Below are 1,652 nucleotides of genomic sequence, written 5' to 3'. Positions count from 1 at the left end.
GGTGCTGTTCGCGGATGGCGTCGCCGCGGGTGTCGCACAGCAGCACGGAGATCTTCCCGGCGCCGAGCGCGTCCTCGGCGCCGAGGAGCACGGGGGTGCTGAAGCGGCCGATGCCGTCGGTCGTCATCAGCCCGACGGTCCAGGTGCGGCCGGTGTGCAGGCTCTGCGCGTACTGGTTGGGCCGGAAGTCGAGGGTTTCCACGGCGGCCAGCACCCGCTGCCGGGTCTCCGGCCGCATCCTGCCGCTGCCGTTCAGCGCCTTCGAGGCCGTGCCGACGCTGACGCCGGCCAGCTTGGCGACGTCGGCGAGCTTCGCCCGCCCGTTTGCCGGGGAACCTGAAACGGCGGTCACTGCGCAACCCTTTTCCTAGACGGCGTCGTGCGCACATCCTGGCATCCTCCGGAGCTGCTGACCAGTCCCGATGTGGGGTTCGGAAAATACTTCGTCGTATGTCTTGACTGCCGATCGTCACCTCCTTACCTTTCGGGGCAGAAAATCGTTTGCTCAAGTGGGTCCACGAGGCGGAGCACCGCCCGTCGGCTTTCCGGGCGACGCGACAGCCGCACGCCGGACCCTCGATCCGCCTCCCTTCACCTGTTCGGAGAGCCATGCCCCGCACACGTCCCGCCGTTCCCTCTGCCGAGTGCTCCACCGCGCTCGAAACGGGCGGTGCCCCCACGGGTCCGGTCCGCCTCGGCGAGGGTGCCGCGAACTCCCTCGCCCCTGCCGCCGTCGAAGTGCGGGCCGGTTTCTGGGAGGCACGTCGCGAGGTGAACGCGCGGACCTCGGTCCCGCAGGGACCCGGCCTGCTGGAGTCGGCGGGGAATCTGCACAACCTGCGCGTGGTGGCGGGCACGGCCGAGGGCAAGTTCCAGGGTGCGTACCCGTTCGTCGACTCGGACGTCTACAAATGGCTGGAGGCCGCGTCCTGGCAGCTCGCCCAGGGGGCACCGGGGGCCGACGGCCAGCAGGGCGGCGGCCTCGCCGACGACGTGGAGCGGATCGTCGCGCTGGTGGCGGACGCCCAGCAGCCCGACGGCTACCTGAACACCTGGTTCCAGCTCCTCAAGGAGGGAGAGCGCTACAAGGACCTGCGCTGGGGCCACGAGTTGTACTGCGCGGGCCATCTCATCCAGGCCGCGGTCGCCCATCACCGGGCCACCGGCCGACCCGAACTCCTCGACGTGGCACGGAAGTTCGCCGACCACATCGACTCCGTCTTCGGTCTCCCCGAGAGCGGCAAGCCCATCGACGGCATCGACGGCCACCCGGAGGTCGAGACCGCCCTGGTCGAGCTGTACCGGGAGACCGGCGAACGCCGCTACCTCGATCTGGCGGGCTACTTCGTCGACCGCTTCGGCCACGGTCTGCTCGGCGGCGAGGCGTACTGCCAGGACCGCGTGCCGCTGCGCGAGGCGACCGACGTCGAAGGGCACGCCGTACGCCAGCTCTACCTGCTGGCCGCCGCCACCGACCTGGCCGCCGAGACGGGGGACGCCGAACTGCGGTCCACCGCCGAGCGGTTGTGGCAGGCGATGACCGCCACCAAGACCCACCTCACGGGCGGACTGGGCGCGCACCACGACGAGGAGGACTTCGGCGACCCGTACGAACTCCCCAACGAGCGCGCCTACTGCGAGACCTGCGCGGC

Annotated in this window: 2 protein-coding genes; one reads left to right on the top strand and one right to left on the bottom strand. The window is 70.6% G+C overall.

The features are described from left to right. A partial coding sequence (locus ABZT04_RS45920; RefSeq protein ID WP_356066692.1) for a LacI family DNA-binding transcriptional regulator occupies positions 1–352 on the bottom strand: 352 nt, incomplete at its 3' end. A gap of 257 nt (positions 353–609) precedes the next feature. On the opposite strand from ABZT04_RS45920, the gene ABZT04_RS45915 reads away from it, so the two are divergent. Beyond that, positions 610–1,652 (top strand): beta-L-arabinofuranosidase domain-containing protein (locus ABZT04_RS45915; protein WP_356066690.1); only part of this gene is annotated, 1,043 nt, incomplete at its 3' end.

The organism is Streptomyces sp. NPDC005492, from assembly GCF_040605995.1.
Lineage (GTDB): Bacteria > Actinomycetota > Actinomycetes > Streptomycetales > Streptomycetaceae > Streptomyces.
Note: the sequence above shows the minus strand (reverse complement) of the source record. Positions and strands in the feature narration are given on the sequence as shown.